The sequence below is a fragment of the Clostridium estertheticum genome, from assembly GCF_011065935.2.
Taxonomy (GTDB): domain Bacteria; phylum Bacillota; class Clostridia; order Clostridiales; family Clostridiaceae; genus Clostridium_AD; species Clostridium_AD estertheticum_A.
Genome location: NZ_JAAMNH020000001.1, coordinates 723,434 through 742,784 on the forward strand (window position 1 = coordinate 723,434; position 19,351 = coordinate 742,784).

The following is a 19,351-nucleotide window of genomic DNA, read 5'->3' on the forward strand; positions in this document are numbered from 1 at the left end:
ATGAAGGAGAAATTACATTTGTTTGTAAATGGAGATGAAGTTTTTGCAGAAGTATCTTCAAATAGCACTCTACTTAGGTTCTTAAGAGAGGACTTAGGTCTTACAGGAACTAAGGAAGGATGCGGAGCGGGAGAATGTGGTGCTTGTACTATTATTTTAAATGGAAAGTCTGTAAATTCGTGTTTGGTAATGGCAATGGAAGCGGCAGAAGGAGACGTTCGTACAATTGAAGGAGAAGCTAGAAATGGTCATTTATCAAATCTTCAGAGAGCATTTATAAAACATAATGGTCTTCAGTGTGGATTCTGTACACCCGGAATGATTATGTCTGCTAGGGCTTTGCTAAATAATAGACCAAACCCAAATAGGGAAGAGATAAAAGAAGCTATGCAAGGTAATCTATGTAGATGTACTGGCTATGAGACTATTATAGAGTCTGTTGAGGCCGCTGCAAGTGAAGGTGAAGAACATGGACTATAATTTTGTAGGCAAAAGTCTACCCAGGACGGATGGAATAGAAAAGGTGACGGGAGAAGCACAGTACGTTCAAGATATAAAATTACCTGCCATGCTTTATGCAAAAATAAAAACAAGTCTCTACGCACACGCAATAATTAAGAGTATTGACGTAAGCCTCGCAGAAAAACTACCTGGGGTTAGAGCAGTTTTAACTGGTAAAGAAGCCTTCCAAAAATTGGGCATATATATTGTAGATAGACCAATCCTTGCAGTTGGTAAGGTAAGGTATTTTGGGGAAGCAGTTGCTGCGGTTGCTGCAGTTGATATTGATACTGCAGAAAGAGCCATTGAGCTTATTAAAGTTGAATATGAACTTCTACCAGTATTACAAGACGTTGAGGAAGCAATAAAGCCTGACTCTGTACTAGTGCATGAAGATCTGGGTAATTATGCAACAATTCCGAATGTTTTCTTTCCACAGGCTGGTACTAATAAAGCAAATCATTTTAAGCTAAGAAAAGGGGATATAGATAAAGGTTTTGAAGAGTCAGATTTTATAGTTGAGAATAAGTTTGATGTACCTCAAGTACTGCATATCCCAATGGAAACACACTCAGTTATAGCAAAATGGGGTTCTGGAGATAAAATCAAGATATGGAGTAGTGCCCAATCGCCCTATGCAATTCGTACTTTATTTAGCATCGCACTGGGAGTTCCAATACAAAATATTGAGGTAACAGTTCCATATATAGGTGGAGGGTTTGGTGGAAAATCGGGAATTCATATTGAACCACTAGTTGCACTATTATCAAAAGCAGCAAAGGGAAGACCAGTTAAATTTATAGCTACTAGGGAAGAGGAAATATCAACAATGCCTTGCAGACAAGGTTTAACAGCTAGGATTAAGACAGGGGTTAGGGCAGATGGTAAAATTATAGCAGAGGAAATCGAGTATTTATGGGATGCTGGAGCATATGCTGATTATGGCGTGAATATTGGAAGAGCATCGGGTTATTCCGCGGCGGGGCCATATGAAATAGATAATGTAAAGGTTGATTCCTATACCGTTTATACAAACCATATATTTGGTACGGCATATAGAGGATTTGGACATGCAGAATTTTTTTGGGCAGTGGAGCGTCAAAGAGAACTTATAGCAAAAAGACTTGGTATGGATTCACTGGAGTTTAGACTTAAAAATTTATTAAAGCCAGGGTCAAAAACAATTACTGGAGAACTTATAACAGAAAACTCTGGAGATGTTAGTAAGTGCCTAAGCATAGTTGCAAAGGGAATTGAATGGAAAAAAACTAAAACTGAAGAAGAAAAAGCATTAGAATTCAGTAGTGGTAAATATAGAGGTAAGGGGATAGCAGTACTTCATAAGGCACCAGCTATGCCAACGAATTCTGCCTCATCAGCTATAATTCAAATGAATGAGGACGGGTCCATAAGGTATAATGTTGGAGGAATAGATATGGGTCAGGGTACCTATACAGCACTTGGCCAGATAATTGGAGAAAGGATCCATATACCCTTTGAGAAAATTCATGTTGTAGTTGATACAAATACAGACACTGCACCATATGATTGGCAGACTGTTGCGTCTCGTATGACAGTTCTAGCCGGCAATGCAATAATTGAAGCCTGTGATGATTTGATGGAGCAGATTTTTGAGCTAGCAACAGTTGTATTACATGCAGCCCACCATGAACTTGAAATAGGTGATGAATGTGTTTATGTTAAGCAGCGGCCAGAAAATAAATTATACTATGACAAAATAGCAGTGGGATATTCATATCCAAATGGAAACTCCATTGGGGGACCCCTTATCGGAAGGGGAAAGAGCATTGCACAGGGTTTAACAATTTTGGATAAAGAAACAGGGCAGGGACTTCCAGCCCTGGACTGGACATTTGGTGCTCATGCCATTGAGGTTGAAGTAAATACCCATACGGGGGATGTGGAAATTTTAAAGGTAGTATCTGCTCTTGATATTGGAAAGGTTATGAATGAAATGTTGGTTAAGGGGCAAGTAACTGGAGGAATAATACAAGGTATAGGAACAGCATTGTCAGAAACAATGATCTATAATTCAGAGGGTAAATTATTAACTAAAAGCTTCGTGGATTATAAAATTCCAACCATGCAGGATTTGCCAGGACGCATAGAACTTCATTTTGTAGAAACACCACAACTTGATGGACCTTACGGTGCAAGGGGCTGCGCAGAACACCCAATGATTTCAGTAACCTCCGCCATAGGAAATGCCATATCAGATGCCACGGGTGTTGAGATATTTGAGACGCCATTTACAGCAAATAAAATATATTCAGCACTAAATAAGTAACCTGGCATCTAATGGATTTATTTGCAGTGCAGTAAATTATACCCAGAGTTTATTGTACTGTTTTAAATAATTATTTATCCGTAAATATTTAGAAGGAGTGTGAAACAATGAAACGTATCGTAGGAATTCATGATAAACTACCGATCCTAGAGACTATACCTCTCAGTTTCCAACATTTGACAGCAATGTTTGGCGCCACCATACTAGTACCAATTCTATTTGGAATAAATCCTGCAATAGCTTTACTTATGAATGGTGTGGGCACACTTATTTACAGCGTTGTTACTAAGGGCGGAATACCAGCATACCTTGGTTCAAGCTTTGCTTTCCTAGCACCAACTTTCTTAATTATTGGGTCTTATGGAGGATTTAGTCACGCACAGGCAGGATTTATTTGTTTTGGTCTATTCTTTATATTAATGTCCTTTATTGTAAAACGATTTGGAATAAAATGGATTGATATCGTAATGCCTCCAGCTGTTATGGGTGCGGTTGTTGCTATTATTGGACTTGAACTTGCACCAATTGCAGCAGTACAGGCGGGCCTAGCTCCTGCAGCAACAGCTGTAGGCAAGGTAGTTATGCCATATGTTGTCGTACCTAATGTTTTGATTGTATCTCTTTTCACATTGGGAGTTGGAATAATTGGATCTATTATTTTTAAAGGATTCTTTCAGGTCATACCAATACTTACAGCTGTAATACTAGGATATATACTTGCTTTTTTTATGGGAATGGTTGATACTGCAGCAATAGCGGCTGCACCTTGGTTTGCTTTACCTAAATTCCAGGCTCCAGTGTTTGATATTGGGGCCATAGCTATAATGGCTCCTGCATTTATAGTTGTTTTCGCAGAGCATATCAGTCATTTGATAGTAACTGGAAAGATAACTGGAGCGGATTTAATGAAGGATCCTGGACTCCACCGTTCATTACTTGGAGATGGTCTTAGTAATGTACTTTCTGGATTTACAGGTTCCCCACCAAATACCACATATGGAGAAAATATTGGTGTAATGGCTATTACAGGTGTTTATTCAGTATGGGTAATAAGAGGAGCTGCATTGCTTGCAATTTGTTTCTCATGTGTAGGTAAAATAGCTGCTGCCATATCATCAATTCCTGGGCCAGTTATGGGAGGAATTACAATGCTTCTTTATGGAATAATAGCTGTTCAAGGTATTAGAATGTTTGTTGAGCAAAAAGTCGACTTTAGTAAAAACTATAATATGGTTTTAGGTGCAGTTACATTTGTTGTTGGAGTAAGTGGTGCTAGTATTACTATTGGGCAAGTACAGTTCAAAGGTATGGCATTTGCAGCAATAACAGGCGTTCTATTATCACTCACTTTTTATATTCTAAGTAAATTTGGGTTAATGAATGAGGAATACAAAATAAAATCTAATGAAGATATTAATGCTTAATAAATAAAAGATTAAATATAAAAACTCCATGTATTAGTCATGGAGTTTTTGAAAATAAATGGATGCAATGGATTAAAAATAATGGTGCCAGGTATATTGTTTAGCTTTAGCATTTCTAGAATGCATAAGTTGTAACTGTATACCTGGTATTTTGATATGGATTTGTATTTCAGTGATGGTAATGAAATACAAATCCATATAAAGAGAAATATAGACGAGATAAAGGAGTAATATGGTAATAAATATTAGACGATTTATGTAGATATGCGTGATATAATATTAGTATTATAGAAGCGAGTTCTCTAGCTTCAAAAAGGGGGAAGTACCGTGACAGAAACTTTTATACCTAAAAGCAAGGAAGAAGCCCTAAAGCTCTTAAATCAAAGGAAATGCATTATTTTAGCGGGCGGCACTAATTTAATGGTAAAAAGAAAAAAATGGTCTGGCGAAATGGCTGACTTTGGTAGTGATATTGTTCTCATAAAGCATTTAAAAGAACTTCAAAATATTGACATAAATAATAAATATTTATCCATTGGAGCTGGTTGTACACTTGCTGAATTACAAGAAAGTATATTATTAGGGGCCTACTTTAGTGAAATAATATTAGCTATAGCATCTCAAACTATTAGAAATGCTGCGACTATTGGAGGAAATATATGCAACGTTGCATCAGAAGGAGATATATTACCCCTTTTATATGCATTAGACGCTACATTAATAATAGAGTGCTTAAATGGAACAAGAGAAATAGCGATATCGGATTTTATTATGGAACCGGGTAAAAAAGATTTAAGAGAGGATGAACTTTTAGTGGAAATTAGAATCCCTACAAATATGCTCCTATCATATTACTATAAAAAAGTAGGCACCAAAAGATCTAATTCTCTTGCAAAGGCGTCTTTTATTGGGCTATATAAATTGGAAAATGAGAGAATTGAGGATGTAAGAATGGCATTTGGAGCAATAGGAGCTAGGGTTGTGAGGTCTAGAGAATTTGAAAATAGTCTTAAAGGGCTTAATAAGGAAGAACTGCAAGTTGTTTTAAAAGATCTAGAGAAGGAGTATATTAAAATTATAGTACCTATTGATGATAAGAAAAAGTCTACTGCTGAGTATAGAAAAGGAATTTGTTTGGAGTTGATGAGGGAGTTTTTGGAGAGTATTTATAATAGGGATTAGTTCAAATGCTTTATATGAAGCAAAGAATAGGGGTAGAAACCAAATTATAGGATTTAACCCTAATTTAAAAAGGAATGTAAGTAGATTTGCTTAAGTAAGTCTACTTATATTCCTTTTTTGTTAATAGTTAAGAAATGCCACCCACATGCCACTTGCCACGTGGGTGGCACTTTTATAGGAAAAGTAAGTAAATGAGACATTCCCATATCTATGGAATTATGATTATCGTTTACTAAGCCCTAAAGTTCTATGTTTTGCTTTTGACTGTTAAATGAAAAAATGGTATACCTAAATAGGTTTTAAGGTTTTGGGCATGATAATATTATATAAAAAGTAGGTGAAACAATGAAGTACTTAAGACAATTAATGATTATTTTAATTCCATATCTAATTGGAACCGTATTACAACTAGTATTTAATTTACCAATTCCAGGATCGGTTATTGGGCTTATTTTACTGTTTTTAGGACTGCAAATAGGGATAGTAAAAGTTGAAATGATAGAAGAACTTTGCGAGTTTCTTTTATCAAACATGTCTTTTTTCTTTATTCCTGCTGGGGTAGGACTGATGACAGCTTTCGGCGTGCTAAAAGGAAAATGGATACCCTTTATCATCATAGTTGTTGTTTCCACTTGTTTAGTTTGGATTGTAACAGCATTGGTAGTTAAATTTCTAAGGAGTGGAGGTAAACATGAATGATCTAATTTCCTCACCAGTTTTTGGTGTAATAATATCCCTTATGGCTTATGAAATTGGAATTTACATAAAGAAGAAAGGAAAACTTTCAATTTTCAATCCACTTATGATAGCCATTATTATATTAATATTTTTTTGTGCAAAATTACATATTAAATATGAAGACTACAATAAGGGAGGCCAAATAATTTCCTTTTTTCTATATCCTGCCACAGTGGCGCTTGCTTTGCCCATGTATAAGAAATTTGCATTATTTAAAAAAAATGCTATTGCAATACTTATAGGAATTTTTAGCGGTGCTATTTCTGGATTTTTATGTGTGGTATTTCTTTCAAAATTATTTGGATTTGACTATGTACTTATTGAATCCTTGATACCAAAGTCTATAACGACACCTATAGGAATTGCATTATCAAATCAGTTAGGTGGAATCTCATCAATTACTGTTGTAGCTATAATAATGACAGGAATTATTGGTTCAATTTGTGGGCCACTTTTATATAATGCACTTAAAATTAATGATAGCGTTGCACTGGGAATTGCTATGGGTGCATCTTCTCACGCGCTGGGAACAGCAAGGGCTATGGAAATAGGTGAAACTGAGGGAGCAATGAGTGGCATAACTATGGCTATTTCAGGAATTGTTGCTGTTCTTTTATATCCTATTTTATGGAGAATGTTTCTTGTGTTCTTAAAATAAATTTATAGTGTATATAATATTTTCAGGAAAAATTAAATTGTGTTTATAGATATAATGTGTTTAATTGTGGAGGTGTTTTTTATGAAAAGAGATGAGGCTAGAAGCCCACTAAACAAATTATTTGATTCAATAGATAATCTGTTATCAGATGAAAAGGAGCAAAAATTAAGAAGTAAATTGGGAAAAGAAATACGTAAGTGTATTTTTACAGAGGACATAATTGAGAAACTCAATGAGAATGATTTCTCAGGCTTTATGGAGGAAGAAAAGAAAAACATGGTGCTTTTTTCTATGATATTCCCTATTTTTGTTGAGAAGAATGATGTCATCTTTAGGTTGTATAAGCATAAGATTGAAGTTGATTTATCAGATGAAATGAGTGATAGATATATTTATATATTTTCAGACGGGAGACTTACATCAGGCTTATTTGAGTGTTTTAAGCTTTATGATGATGAATATATTTATGGAGTAAAAAAGATAATAAATATCATCCCAAGATTTAAAGAAACAATAAAAGAAGAGCTAGTAAATTTTGATAAAAATGAAAATTTAGATAAACAAGAAATGGTAAATTATAAGGATAGGGAAACTATAGCTAAAAAGAATTTTGATGAATTAATAGAAAATTTAAATAAATTCAAATAAATGTGTATGGATAGAAATTAGATGAATGTTGTATTTTCTGATATTTATAGTTAAGCAAGTAAAAAAGTTCTACCCTTCGCTACCAGGGTCGAACTTTTTTAAAGCCTATGTTCAGCTAACTCTACAATTCAATATTTTCAAATACTCCTTTACCGAGAAATAAAATTAAACTGCTAAATATAAGATTATAGGCGATAAAAATTATATAGGCTAGGAGCATTCCCACAGAGCTATATAATGCAGTTAAAAGAACAATTCCAGGTGCTAATATTAGAATTAAGATAGCCATTCTTATAAGAGAGGTAAATACTATGTTATTACCACTGCCTAAAATTCTCCTTGTAAGAATTCCACCATATATGAAAAGAGATCCTATTGATACAAAGGCTATTATATTAAGAAGAATAAGAGGGATACTACTTTTAAATAATATGCCTGTTATTACAAATACGATAGTTCCATCAATAAGATTTTTAAAATTATCAACTGTTGTAGCATAAATAACTTTTTTAAAGGAATGGTCTGGTAGCATATAAATATAGGGGTTTGATAAATCCTTTTGCCACTTGCTAGCAAAAGTAAAAATCAATTGAAGATATATCATTCCACCTAAAATCATTCTTAAATCCTTTAGTGGGCTATATAATCCAGCGGTTATGGCTACAACTCCATACATAATAGATCCTATGTTTATAAATGCAAAACCAGTCTTTTTATACTCTAATATTTGCCTCCAAAATATAGCAGAGGCGAACTTTCCTTTTTTTGTATACTGCACTTTCCTTACCCTAGGCTTTTTACCAGTTTTCATAAATACTTTTTCGCCCCGGCGGGTGGCGGAGATAGCTGTTTCTTTTAACTGCGTTGAAGCTAAAACATCTTCATAATAGTCTAGTTTAATAGAGTAAACTATATAACTGCAAAGAGAACCAAACGCTATAATCAGAGCTATGTAAACAAAGAAAGTTGGACGTATACCATTCATTGAAGACATTATAATTGCCCTTACCCAGCCATATACAGGAATATAAGAAATAGCAGGAATATTTAAGAGGGATATAATAGCCTTGCCTGGTGATCTGGTTATATATAATTCTATAAAATAGGACACAAGTACAACTGCTCCTAAAATTTTGAAAGTAGATTTTAATAAAAGCTTATTTTTCACACTTTTAGAAGCTACTGAATATAACAATATCTTTAGTATTGAGTTAAAAATCAGCATAAGGAATAAGCCAAAGACAGCTACAATAACTCCATAGGACTTGATATTACTAAAACGATAAAGGGTAGGGCCTTGAAATAAAATAAAAAACACTGCTATAAAGGAAGTGTATATTTGTTTTATAAATCCATATACTAGAACTTTCTGAGGACTAGCAGGAGATGTAAACACCAAGTTTATGTCCGCACCACGAAAAAAAGTGGCACCATTATTTATGGAGGAATAAAGATCTGGCGCAGTAAATAGTAAAATAACCACCCCTACAATAGTATTGTATAAGGCTGGATCTAAAATGTCTTGCTTTCCACCTTTACCGCCATTGAAAATAAGGGTTAGAGACAAAAGTATAAAAACTACAAGATAGCCAAGTAGCTTTGCTGGCTTTCTCTTTAATTCTAACAAGCCATTTTTTACAGATTTTTTTAGTATATAGATTAATGGCTTCATTGGTTATCCTCCGTGGCTTCAAAGAAGAGTTCTTCCAAGCTCTCATTCCTATTCATAAGCTCCTGCTTTGTTCCAGATAGAACTATATTTCCAGTTTTCATTATTAACACCTTGTCCCAGATTTCATCAACACTATCTATAATATGAGTACTTATTAAAATAGAAGAGCCTTTTTCTTTCAGCTCTACAAGGGCCTTCTTTAGTTCTTTTATTGCTTTAGGATCTAGTCCCATTAAGGGCTCATCAAATAATATTACCTTAGGGGCTGTTATTAAGGCGCAACAAATACTTACCTTTTGCATCATACCTTTTGACAATTCTTTGCCAAGCTTACCTCTTTTATCACTTAGGTCAAATCTTTCAAGTAATTCTTCCGCCTTTTCTTTATAGTCCTTTATTCCATAAGCTGCAGCCATATATTCTATATGCTCATAAACTGTGAGTAAATCAAACATAGCTGGAACTTCTGGAACGTATGAGAATAATTTTTTAGCATCAACACTTTTATTTTTGTGACCACAAATTTCAATATATCCATCATACTTTAGTAGTCCAGAAATGCATTTTATTGTGGTGCTTTTTCCAGCGCCATTTGGACCCAAAAGAATAGCAATTTCACCTTCATTAACCTGAAAGCTAATATTGTTTACAACTAATTCTTTAGAATATTTTTTACTAAGATTTTGCACGATAAGCATAGGTTGATCTCCTTTTATAGATAAATTTGTTATAATTATAACAATGTAATGTTAAATATATCCCTAGTTTATATTGTATGAGGTTATTTACTTAATACAACACCAAACACATAAAACGTCTATTTAGTAACATGAAAAGAAATTTAATCATTAACACTTATGTTATTTATTCTGTGTTTTGTGGAGAACCTACTCCCCATAGAAGGTTGCTTGAAGGATATTTTAAAAACAGTATAATTATCTTCAAAGAACAGCTGAAGATCACTGCCAGTTTTTTCAACTATCCTTTTTATATTGTAAAGACCATAGCCTCTATTTTTTCCTTCTTTAGTAGAAAACCCTATATCAAAAATGTTTCTTATATTATTTGGTTTTATTGTTATTCCACTATTTTTCACCTCTACAATATTACTACTTCCTTCAGTAAGAATATTTAATATAACGATTTTATCATTGCTACTATTTCTAATGGCTTCAAAGGCATTATCTAAGAGATTATTTAGTACATCAGAAATTTCATAATCATTTAAACTGTTTTCTAATGAATTATTTGTAACATTAAATAACAATTTTATATTCAATCTATCTGCCTCAGATAGTTTATTATAGATTATAGCTTTAATTATAATATTATCTATATATAGAATATCTTCTATAAGGCTATTTGAACATTTCAGTGAACTAATATACTTCTTTAATTCATGCTTAACTTCTTGCGGGCTTGATATTTCTACTATTGCATTTATGGTATTTAAATGATTTTTAAAATCATGCTGCTTACGCCTTATATCTTCTACTATATCGATTAAAATAGGGGCATACTTATTCTGAACTTCTAAAACCTTTTTATCTTCGCTTATTTTAATTATATGATAATAGAGAAATATATTTGTGGATAACATCAATAATACAATTAAAATATATACTGGCAAATTATTCAATATTATGTTTTGATTATATTCCCATACAAACTTAGAAAACAATGAGTATAAGCCTAAGTTAATTACAAAATAGTATAATATCTTAGAATCTATTTCAAGAAAATTCTTTGCTTTTTCAGCAAAATTGCATCTTAATATGAAAATCACGAAAACTAATTGAAGGAAAGTAAGAGTAATATTCATTATAAATGTATCTGAATATTTAAATCCAATTAAAGTCGCTAGAGTAATAAGAATTGATTGCAAAACAATATTTACAGAATAAAATATAACAAATTCTAATGTGGTTTTGATAAATAGTTTTTTATAAGCGAATTTAACTAAAGATATTAGACTTATAAAACTAATAAATACATTCAAATAAGTATTCATACCGCTTGTTGCAATCATTATGCCGCCGCCTATTAAAATTATAAATAAATTTTTAAACCAATTATTTTCATTCTTTAAAGAAAACTTTGACCATAATAGCATAAATACAGTTAATTCAATAGAATTAACTGTAAACTGTTGTAGTATATCTATCATCTATTCATCTCCCTTTTATAACAAATCTAATTCCATATAATTATTGGAATTTTTCCATTATTGTATTTTTAAATTTGTAACCTAAAAGAGCAGTTTTATCATAGTTTTCAAAATGGATTTCACTTAATTTACTATCTATATGATTTATTTCCCTTATATGATTAATATTCACCGCAAAGGATTTATGGCACTGAATTATATTGGTACAATTTATAAGCTTAATAATGTTCTTTAGAGCTAATTTATTAATTTTATAAACACCATTTAAGGTATGTAACAAACATACTCGAAGAGCAACCTCTATAAAAATTATCTCATCAACAAATACCTTTACCGTAATACCTTTTCTAACATCGAAAACCACATAGCGCTTATCCACTTTCGGTTCCACTATATTATTACCATTTAATATATATCGTTTTGTCATATTCATTACATCAACTATATCATAAGGCTTTAGAATATAATCATAACAATGCACCTCTTTAAAGGCTTGATTTAAATATTCAATGTGTGTTGTTAAAAAAATAATCAAACTAAATTCGTATCTTGATATTTTTCTAAGTTCTATTGCAAAATCTAATCCTGAGGAATTCTTTAGTGAAATATCTATATAAAATATATCTATATTATTCATATTTGTAATTTCTACAGCCTCGTCTTTATCTTCACATTCATATATATTTATAGTTTTATCTATTTGCTCTATCATGTTCTTTAAATTTTTTCTTTGCAACTTGTCATCCTCTACTATTAACACATTCATCTGCGTTCCCCCTAATATCAACTCAGATTACTCTTTATTAAATTAGCCTCTTTATGGTAAAAAAGAATACAATTTTATATTATTTATTGTAATTACCTGGTTTAATTTTACTATGTATTACCTAAAATTTCAAGTTCGCATAATATATAACTTAAATTTAGCCATAGAAGCCAGCTGTAAATCCATAAAAATCGATTCTAATGTAGTTTAAAACAACCATATTGTTTGTTAATGTTCCGATTGTGACCGTTTTTTTGCCTTTCATACATAATTGCTTATATAGTTTATTTTTTGTGCTATTTTTTATAAGTGAGGTCTAAATCATTTATAGAAAAATTCATACTTATGATACTTTTATAAGCAGTAAAATGAATTAATTTATATAAATTTGATATTAATTTTGGGAGGTATATTATGACTGATGAAGTATTAAAAATTGAGAAGTTAAAAAAAGTAATTGGTAACCGTACGATTGTTTCAGATATTTCTATTGAACTTAAAAGTGGAGAAATATTTGGATTTTTGGGACCTAATGGAGCCGGAAAATCCACTACTATTAAGATGATTGTTGGATTATCTAAAATTACTGAGGGTAATATATATGTGGGAGGATGCTCAGTAAAAGAGGATTTTAAAGGAGCAATGCGCAATATTGGGTGTATAGTTGAAAATCCGGATATGTATAATTATATGTCCGGTCTGGATAATCTTAAGATATTTGCTAGAATATACAAGTGTGTAGACGAGGCGCGAATTCATGAAGTAGTAAAAATTGTGGATCTTGAGAGGGCAATAAAGGACAAGGTAAAAACTTATTCTCTAGGAATGAAGCAACGCCTTGGTATCGCCCAAGCACTACTTCATAGTCCAAAGCTTCTTATACTGGATGAACCTACCAATGGTCTTGATCCAGCAGGAATAAAGCAGATGCGGGAGTTACTCCGAACGCTTTCATCTGAAACTGGTCTTACTGTTTTTGTTTCTAGCCATATATTAGGTGAAATGCAGCAGATGTGCGATCGTGTTGGCATAATACATAAAGGGAAAATAATAACAATAAAATCCGTTGCAGAACTTCTTAATATGACGCAGAAGGATGAAAAAACTGTTCTTATATTAAAATCTGATAGCAATGAAAAGGCATTTTCGATTCTAACAAGTGCAAATATAAATAGTAGTATCTTGGGTGATGGAGTACATATTGAAACAACCAAGGAACGTGTTCCAGAAATAGTCAAAATATTAACTTCTGCAGGTATAGCTATTTTGGGCATGGATAAGCAAGAAACTAATTCACTTGAAGACGTATTTATGAAGCTTACAGGGGAGGGAAAATAAAATGGGTAGTTTTTTTACACTTGTTTCAATAGAAAATACAAAGTTATGGAAAAGACTTTCTACAAAAATAATGCTAATAATAATGATTGTAATTATAATAGCAGCAACCGGTATTTTTAAATATTATACCGTATCTCAGAAGGTTACAAATACTATTAGTGTTTCTGAAAATTGGAAACAAGAGCTACAGAAAAATGTTGACATGCAAAAGATTCAGTTAAAACAAGCTGAAAGTGATACAAATAAAAGGGCAAAGGTACTTATAGGAATGACGAAAAAGAGTATAGCTGAGGGTGAATACAGAATTAATAACAATATTAAACCAGAATCCTCAAAAAGCGTTTGGCTAAGAAGTTCAGAGTTTGCTACAAATGCTGGTTATGGTGGGATCATTGCACTTCTATTAATAATATCCTGTTCTGCTTTAGTTGCAGGTGAATTTTCTGAGGGTACAATGAAGATGATGATATCACGTCCTTACAGGAGGTGGGAAATTTTAACTTCAAAACTACTAGCTATAATACTTTATGGTCTTGTACTTTTGGTAACAACATTTTTATTAAACTTTATAATGATAGGTATATTTTTTGGTTTCAATGATATGGGAATTAAGGAAATGATGTGGACAAGTAGCAGTATAATATACATATCAGCCGCATTAAAAACAGCGATTATTTTTGGCCTTAATTTTCTTCAGGTGCTTGTTTATGTAATATTGGCTTTTGCAATTTCAGCAATATCTCGTTCTCGCTCAATTGCTACTGGATTTTCACTATTCTTGCTTCTAGTTGGTAGTAATATTGCGCAATTATTAGCTATGTATTTTAGCTGGGGAAAATATCTTCCTTTCGGAACCTCTAATTTCTCTACCTTTGTTACTGTAGGAGCAACTATTGAAGGTACAAGCCTAGCTTTTGCTATTGGGCTTTCGGCTATATACTCTATAGTATTCTGTTTTGCAGGTTATGTAGTCTTTGAAAAACGGGATATCTAAATGAAACAACTTACTAATCTTTATTATTAGGCATGTTAAAAAAACAAATCAATAATACTATTATTTTGTCCTTGGTGCATTAAGAATTCCTAAAATATAATAAGGTACCACCCACTTGCCATGTGAATGGTACCTTATTATTCCTCTTCATATTGTTTAGAAATTTTATCTGAACGTTTTTTTGAAAGTCGATTCAATCCCCAATGACTCAAAAACCAATAAGCAAACATACACAAAAAAACAATGATTATTATTTTTTTATTTTGCATATATCTTGTATAATCATTTATTACTAAAACTGTTGTATGGTTAGACTCGAAATTAAGCTGGTGAGTAGGTATTTTCTCATTGTAGGCTTTTTTGTACCAATAGCATAATCAGCATTAAGGTCATTACCTATCATGATATTTTTAAAAACAACATAGGCTGAACCACCGAAAAACGCAATAACTTCTGTGATATAAGTGCTTTTAGGTGCATTTAATATGAACATATTATACGCTATAGAAGCTAATAAAAACATAGATACTAATTGATATGCATCGCTACCTATTTTTCGTCGCTGCTCCACGACTCTTTCATCCTTAATTTTATTGTTTGTCATTTTCATTCCCCCCAAAATAAATCATTTAAAGTTTTATTTAATGCATTGCATATGGCAATGCAAAGATTAAGTGATGGATTGTAATTTCCAGTTTCTATCATACCAATTGTCTGTCTTGTGACTCCTATCTTCTCTGCAAGTTGTTCCTGTGATAAATCGCATTCTACACGAGCGATTTTCATACGTTTATTTTTCAATGGCAAAACCTCCCTGTAATAATATTGTAATACTTAAAAGTCCAAATGTCAAACATATATTGCATTTAGGAATATATATTATTCAAAACCTTGTGTTGCAATATTGGAATCCCCTTTGGTATTCAGCATTTTTAATTTTCTAAACTTGGATTCATCCTTTTTAGAGCGAAAATACACTAGACATAAATACTATGGTGCCACCCACATGCCACTTGCCATGTGAGTGGCACTATTTTGACGGATAGATAAAAATAAATTGCATTTTTGATAAAAATACTGTATTCTAGTTGGTAATGAATAATGAATAATAAAGTGCACAAAAGCTTAACACAGGGGGTAATAACAGTGAAAAAATTTAAAAGAGTACTAGTAGCAAATAGAGGCGAAATTGCCATAAGAATTTTTAGAGCCTGTCATGAACTTGGAATTCGTACGGTGGCGATTTATTCTAATGAGGACAAATATTCCCTTTTCAAAACTAAGGCAGATGAAGCTTATTTAATTGGAGAAAACAGAAGTCCTGTTGAGGCATATTTAAATATTGAAGAGATAATAAGCCTTGCACTTAAAAAAGGAGTAGATGCCATTCACCCAGGCTATGGCTTTTTATCAGAGAACCCTGAATTCGCGAAAAAATGTGCTAGTGCAGGTATTGAATTTATAGGACCTACCGCTGAAATGATGGATAAACTAGGGGATAAAATTAAATCTAAAATTGTAGCAAATGCAGTGGGAGTTCCTACTATACCTGGAGATAAAAAAGAAGTTGAAACAATTGAGGAAGCGAAGAAACTTGCAGACAAATGTGGATATCCGGTTATGTTAAAGGCGGTTGCTGGTGGTGGTGGACGCGGTATGCGAATTGTAAGAAATGAGGGAGAACTTGCCTCTTCTTATAGAAGTGCTAAAAGTGAAGCAAAGAAAGCCTTTGGTATTGACCATCTTTATATAGAAAAATATCTTGAAAAGTCTAAACATATAGAAGTACAGGTTCTTGGAGACAAGTTTGGTAATCTTGTTCATTTGTATGAAAGAGACTGCTCTATTCAGAGAAGGCACCAAAAAGTTGTAGAGTACACTCCCGCCTTTTCGATATCGCAGGAAAAAAGAAATGAAATCTGTAATGATGCCTTAAAAATAGCTAGATCAGTAAATTATAGAAGTGCTGGAACCTTGGAGTTCTTAGTTGATACTCATGGAAATCATTATTTTATAGAAATGAATCCTAGAATTCAAGTTGAACATACCATTACAGAAATGGTAACAGGGATTGATATAGTTCAAAGTCAAATACTTATAGCAGAAGATTATGCTCTAAATTCTGAAAATATTGGAATTTATTCTCAAGAAGATGTTAAGCTTCACGGATATTCTATTCAGTGCCGAATAACAACAGAGGATCCTTCTAATAATTTTGCACCAGATACTGGGAAAATAGAAGAATATAGAACTGGTTCTGGCTTTGGAATAAGGCTAGATGGGGGTAATGGTTTTGCTGGGGCAGTAATTAGTCCTTACTATGATAGTCTATTGGTAAAAACCATATCATGGTCTAGAACCTTTCAAGATGCTATAAAGAAGTCTATAAGAGCTGTGGAAGAAACTAGAATTACTGGAGTAAAGACCAATATAGGTTTTCTAATTAATGTATTGAATCATCCTACTTTTTTAAAGGGAGAATGTAATACTGATTTTATTGAAGAAAATCCTGAATTAATATCAATTGAACCTAAGGCAGATGAAGAAAGCAGAGTGCTAAAATTCATTGGAGAAAAAGTTGTAAATGAAACTAATGGTATTAAAAAGCTTTATGATGTGCCACAAGTTCCTAAAATTATAATGCCAGAAAAATTAAGTGGAACAAAACAGATTTTAGATATGCAGGGTACAGAAGGCCTTTTGAAATGGGTTAAAGATCAGAATAAATTATTGTTAACAGATACCACTATGAGAGATGCTCATCAATCCCTAATGGCAACTAGAGTGAGAACAAAGGATATGTTAAAGATAGCAAATGCAACCTCTGTTTATGGAGGGGATTTGTTTTCACTTGAGATGTGGGGAGGAGCTACTTTTGATGTAGCCTACCGTTTTTTAAATGAATCCCCATGGGAAAGGCTAACGCAGCTACGATCGAAAATTCCTAATGTGCTTTTCCAAATGCTTATACGTGGAGCAAATGCAGTAGGTTATAAAAATTATCCGGATAATATAATTCGTGAATTTATTAAAGAATCTGCAGATACTGGCATTGATGTTTTTAGAATTTTTGATTCACTAAATTGGTTAAAGGGGATGGAAATTTCAATTGATGAAGTTCTTAAAAGTGGTAAGGTCGCAGAAGCTTGTATTTGTTATACAGGGGATATCTTAAATGATAAAAAAGATAAATATAATTTAGATTATTATATAAAGCTGGCAAAGGAAATTGAAAAAACAGGGGCTCATATTTTAGGAATAAAAGATATGTCAGCCTTACTTAAACCCCATGCTGCCTTTAAGCTAATTGATGCACTAAAGAAAGAAGTAGGAATGCCTATTCATCTTCATACCCACGATACTACAGGCAATGGAGTTGCCACAGTACTTATGGCGGCCCAAGCTGGCGTGGACATTGTAGATACTGCCTTTAATAGTATGTCAGGGCTTACTAGTCAACCAGCACTAAACTCTGTTGTTGCAGCACTTAAAAATACTGATAGAGATACTGGTATTGAACTTAAAGGAATTCAAGGAATTTCAGATTATTGGGATGCAGTAAGACCAGTTTATTATAAGTTTGAATCAGGGCTCAAATCTGGTTCCGCTGAAATTTATAGGTATGAGATTCCAGGAGGTCAATACTCAAATCTTAAACCTCAGGTAGAAAGTTTTGGTCTTGGACATAAATTTAGCGAAATTAAAGAAACTTATAAAGTGGTAAATGATATGGTAGGGGATATTGTAAAGGTAACCCCCTCCTCTAAGATGGTGGGAGATTTTGCAATATTTATGGTTCAAAATGAACTTACACCAGAGAATATATACGACAAAGCAGCTAATATGGCTTTCCCAGATTCCGTTGTAGCATACTTTAAAGGAATGATGGGTCAACCAATGGGAGGCTTCCCAGAAAGACTTCAGAAATTAGTTTTGAAAGGCGCGGAGCCAATAACCGCAAGACCTGGCGAATTACTTCCCGATGAAGATTTTACTGCCATAGAAAAACACTTAATAGAAAAATTTAATATTACCCCAGATAAAAAAGATTTACTAAGCTATTCCTTATATCCTGAGGTATTCGATGGCTATATAAAATACACTAAGGAGTATGGAGATTTAAGTAGAATCGGAAGTGATGTTTATTTCCACGGACTATATGAGGGTGAAACCTGTGAAGCAGAAATCGCTGATGGAAAAACCTACATGATAAAGCTACTTAAAATTGGTAAATTAGATTTAGAAGGCAACAAAGTTGTTGCTTTTGAAGTGGATGGAAACAGAAGAGAAATAAAAATAAAAGACAGAAATAACAAAGCTCTACAAGAATTTTTATCTACAGAAATGGCGGATCCATCAAATCCATTAGAGATTGGGGCTCCAATACCTGGAACTGTTTCAGCCATTTTAGTCGCACAGGGTGATACAGTTACTGAAAATCAACCATTAATGATAGTAGAGGCTATGAAGATGGAGACTAGAGTAAGCGCATCTGTCTCAGGTGTAATTGAATCAATTGTTGTCAAAGAAGGTCAACAAGTAAAGGCCGGAGAACTTTTAATAAATTTAAAATAGGTGGTGCCACCCACGTGGCAAGTGGCATGTGGGTGGCACCTTAGGATTATTTATCATCCAGATCTTCATATTGAAGCACCCCAGGTGATGATTTAAGGGAAAAGGTATACTTTTGTTATAAAAAGTATGCCTTTAATAATACATATGGGGTGATTAAAATAGTGAAGGAGGATACAAATTATGCTTTTTTTGTCCTCTTTTTAATTTGCATAATAAGTAAACGTTTATATATGGCAATATAATACCGAAAATAGGTTAAAAAAGATAAAGAATATTCTATATAGATTTACTATAATTATACTATAAGATAGAACTTTCATAGGCATTAAGATAAAAGGAGAACTTAGTAGGTTTTCCTAATGAATTCAATCAATAATAAA

Annotated in this window: 16 protein-coding genes; 10 read left to right on the forward strand and 6 right to left on the reverse strand. The window is 32.9% G+C overall.

All coding sequences use genetic code 11. From position 1 onward, the window contains the following. The 7 genes from G9F72_RS03345 to G9F72_RS03375 all read left to right on the forward strand — a co-directional run bounded on the left by G9F72_RS03345 (nucleotide 1) and on the right by G9F72_RS03375 (nucleotide 7,459). Nucleotides 1-480 (forward strand): (2Fe-2S)-binding protein, encoded by a 480-nt coding sequence (locus tag G9F72_RS03345; RefSeq protein WP_164959116.1) that lies wholly within the window; start codon nucleotides 1-3, stop codon nucleotides 478-480. Next, complete coding sequence (locus tag G9F72_RS03350; RefSeq protein ID WP_164959115.1) at nucleotides 470-2,809, forward strand: xanthine dehydrogenase family protein molybdopterin-binding subunit; 2,340 nt, start codon at nucleotides 470-472, stop codon at nucleotides 2,807-2,809. The genes G9F72_RS03345 and G9F72_RS03350 overlap by 11 nt, the downstream gene beginning before the upstream one ends. A 107-nt stretch (nucleotides 2,810-2,916) precedes the next feature. After that, on the forward strand, nucleotides 2,917-4,233 hold the full coding sequence (uraA, locus tag G9F72_RS03355; protein ID WP_164959114.1) for a uracil permease: 1,317 nt from the start codon (nucleotides 2,917-2,919) through the stop codon (nucleotides 4,231-4,233). A gap of 327 nt (nucleotides 4,234-4,560) precedes the next feature. After that, nucleotides 4,561-5,415, forward strand: a complete 855-nt coding sequence (locus G9F72_RS27320) for an FAD binding domain-containing protein (RefSeq protein ID WP_164959113.1) — start codon at nucleotides 4,561-4,563, stop codon at nucleotides 5,413-5,415. 345 nt (nucleotides 5,416-5,760) lie between these two features. Next, the gene (locus tag G9F72_RS03365; RefSeq protein WP_164959112.1) at nucleotides 5,761-6,114 is read left to right on the forward strand and encodes a CidA/LrgA family protein; all 354 of its coding nucleotides are present in this window, start codon (nucleotides 5,761-5,763) and stop codon (nucleotides 6,112-6,114) included. Then, nucleotides 6,107-6,811, forward strand: coding sequence for an LrgB family protein (locus tag G9F72_RS03370; RefSeq protein ID WP_164959111.1), 705 nt, complete (start codon nucleotides 6,107-6,109; stop codon nucleotides 6,809-6,811). Before G9F72_RS03365 ends, G9F72_RS03370 begins: the two co-directional genes overlap by 8 nt. Before the next feature lie 81 nt (nucleotides 6,812-6,892). After that, nucleotides 6,893-7,459 carry a hypothetical protein gene (locus tag G9F72_RS03375; RefSeq protein ID WP_164959110.1) on the forward strand — a complete coding sequence of 189 codons (567 nt, stop codon included), beginning with the start codon at nucleotides 6,893-6,895 and terminating at the stop codon, nucleotides 7,457-7,459. 121 nt (nucleotides 7,460-7,580) lie between these two features. On the opposite strand, the gene G9F72_RS03380 is transcribed toward G9F72_RS03375, so the two are convergent. The 4 genes from G9F72_RS03380 to G9F72_RS03395 all read right to left on the reverse strand — a co-directional run bounded on the left by G9F72_RS03380 (nucleotide 7,581) and on the right by G9F72_RS03395 (nucleotide 12,064). Next, nucleotides 7,581-9,131, reverse strand: coding sequence for a putative ABC exporter domain-containing protein (locus tag G9F72_RS03380; protein ID WP_164959109.1), 1,551 nt, complete (start codon nucleotides 9,129-9,131; stop codon nucleotides 7,581-7,583). Further along, on the reverse strand, nucleotides 9,128-9,829 hold the full coding sequence (locus tag G9F72_RS03385) for an ABC transporter ATP-binding protein (RefSeq protein ID WP_164959108.1): 702 nt from the start codon (nucleotides 9,827-9,829) through the stop codon (nucleotides 9,128-9,130). Before G9F72_RS03385 ends, G9F72_RS03380 begins: the two co-directional genes overlap by 4 nt. Nucleotides 9,830-9,972: 143 nt before the next feature. Continuing rightward, the gene (locus G9F72_RS03390) at nucleotides 9,973-11,298 is read right to left on the reverse strand and encodes a sensor histidine kinase (RefSeq protein WP_164959107.1); all 1,326 of its coding nucleotides are present in this window, start codon (nucleotides 11,296-11,298) and stop codon (nucleotides 9,973-9,975) included. Between the two features lie 40 nt (nucleotides 11,299-11,338). Continuing rightward, the gene (locus tag G9F72_RS03395; RefSeq protein WP_164959106.1) at nucleotides 11,339-12,064 is read right to left on the reverse strand and encodes a LytR/AlgR family response regulator transcription factor; all 726 of its coding nucleotides are present in this window, start codon (nucleotides 12,062-12,064) and stop codon (nucleotides 11,339-11,341) included. Between the two features lie 414 nt (nucleotides 12,065-12,478). On the opposite strand from G9F72_RS03395, the gene G9F72_RS03400 reads away from it, so the two are divergent. Continuing rightward, a complete protein-coding gene (locus G9F72_RS03400) occupies nucleotides 12,479-13,402 on the forward strand; it encodes an ABC transporter ATP-binding protein (protein WP_164959105.1) in 924 nt (307 codons plus the stop codon). Nucleotide 13,403: 1 nt separating this feature from the next. Beyond that, nucleotides 13,404-14,396 (forward strand): ABC transporter permease, encoded by a 993-nt coding sequence (locus G9F72_RS03405; protein WP_164959104.1) that lies wholly within the window; start codon nucleotides 13,404-13,406, stop codon nucleotides 14,394-14,396. Nucleotides 14,397-14,688: 292 nt separating this feature from the next. Here G9F72_RS03405 and G9F72_RS03410 read toward each other — a convergent pair whose 3' ends face one another. Both G9F72_RS03410 and G9F72_RS03415 read right to left on the reverse strand, forming a co-directional pair. After that, entirely contained in the window at nucleotides 14,689-15,000 is a 312-nt protein-coding gene (locus tag G9F72_RS03410; RefSeq protein ID WP_164959103.1) for a DUF6773 family protein, read from the reverse strand. A 2-nt stretch (nucleotides 15,001-15,002) separates the two neighbouring features. After that, on the reverse strand, nucleotides 15,003-15,197 hold the full coding sequence (locus G9F72_RS03415) for a helix-turn-helix transcriptional regulator (RefSeq protein ID WP_164959102.1): 195 nt from the start codon (nucleotides 15,195-15,197) through the stop codon (nucleotides 15,003-15,005). 345 nt (nucleotides 15,198-15,542) lie between these two features. Between G9F72_RS03415 and G9F72_RS03420 the strand changes: the two genes are divergently transcribed. Further along, the gene (locus tag G9F72_RS03420) at nucleotides 15,543-18,971 is read left to right on the forward strand and encodes a pyruvate carboxylase (protein ID WP_187356102.1); all 3,429 of its coding nucleotides are present in this window, start codon (nucleotides 15,543-15,545) and stop codon (nucleotides 18,969-18,971) included. Nucleotides 18,972-19,351 lie beyond the last annotated feature (380 nt).